The sequence below is a fragment of the Kosakonia sp. H7A genome (assembly GCF_003028445.1).
Lineage (GTDB): Bacteria > Pseudomonadota > Gammaproteobacteria > Enterobacterales > Enterobacteriaceae > Kosakonia > Kosakonia radicincitans.
Genome location: NZ_PYTZ01000029.1, coordinates 1 through 929, shown reverse-complemented (window position 1 = coordinate 929; position 929 = coordinate 1). Strand labels below are relative to the sequence as shown.

At 61.2% G+C, this 929-nt stretch carries 2 protein-coding genes; both read right to left on the bottom strand.

All coding sequences use genetic code 11. The features are described from left to right. Positions 1–387, bottom strand: a 387-nt coding sequence (gene rpsG / locus CWM66_RS27905) for a 30S ribosomal protein S7 (RefSeq protein WP_107147740.1), incomplete at its 3' end; no start/stop codon positions are given. A gap of 12 nt (positions 388–399) precedes the next feature. Continuing rightward, positions 400–774, bottom strand: coding sequence for a 30S ribosomal protein S12 (gene rpsL, locus CWM66_RS27900; RefSeq protein ID WP_003469157.1), 375 nt, complete (start codon positions 772–774; stop codon positions 400–402). Positions 775–929: the final 155 nt, after the last annotated feature.

The window sequence follows — 929 nt, the reverse complement described above, 5'->3', positions numbered from 1 at the left end:
GTTTTCCGAGGCGTCCAGGAGTTCGGCAGCCAGCTTGCGCGGCATCGTGTTCTCGCCGCGCTTGCGGGCGGAATCGATCAGCCAACGCATGGCAAGGGCCATACGGCGAGAGGCGCGAACTTCGACCGGAACCTGGTAAGTAGCGCCGCCGACGCGACGCGACTTGACCTCAACGGTCGGTGCCACGTTGTCCAGTGCCTTCTGCACCAGATCAATGGCGTTCGGATTCTTTTCGCCGATGACGTCCATAGCGCCATACACGATTTTCTCTGCAACCGACTTCTTGCCAGACTGCATCACCATGTTGATGAAGCGGGCAATGGTTTCGCTGCCATGCTTGGGATCAGGCAGGACGGTGCGCTGCGGAGTAGAACCTTTACGGGACATTAGTTGATTTCCTTAGCTCTTCGGGCGCTTGGCGCCGTACTTCGAACGGCCTTGGCGGCGCTTGGCAACGCCAGCGGCGTCGAGCGAACCACGAACGGTGTGGTAACGGACACCCGGCAGATCCTTGACGCGGCCACCGCGGATCAGGACCACGGAGTGCTCCTGCAGGTTGTGGCCTTCGCCGCCGATGTAGCTGATGACCTCTTCCTGGTTGGTCAGGCGAACCTTTGCAACCTTGCGGAGGGCCGAGTTCGGCTTCTTCGGGGTGGTGGTGTAGACGCGCGTGCACACGCCACGACGCTGCGGACACTTGTCCAGCGCCGGGGAGGCACTCTTGTAGGTGGTCGCTTGCCGAGGCTTGCGGACCAGCTGATTGATAGTCGCCATCAGTGGATTCTTCTGAATGGAGGGTCGTCGGACCCTCATGAAAACGACGACAGGCCGAAAGGCCGGCCTGCCGAGAGGCGGGAGTATAGCTGGCAGGTCAAATTCCCGTCAACCGAAGGGTTTCCGGCCTGCTGGCCCATCCGGGCCTGGAAAAC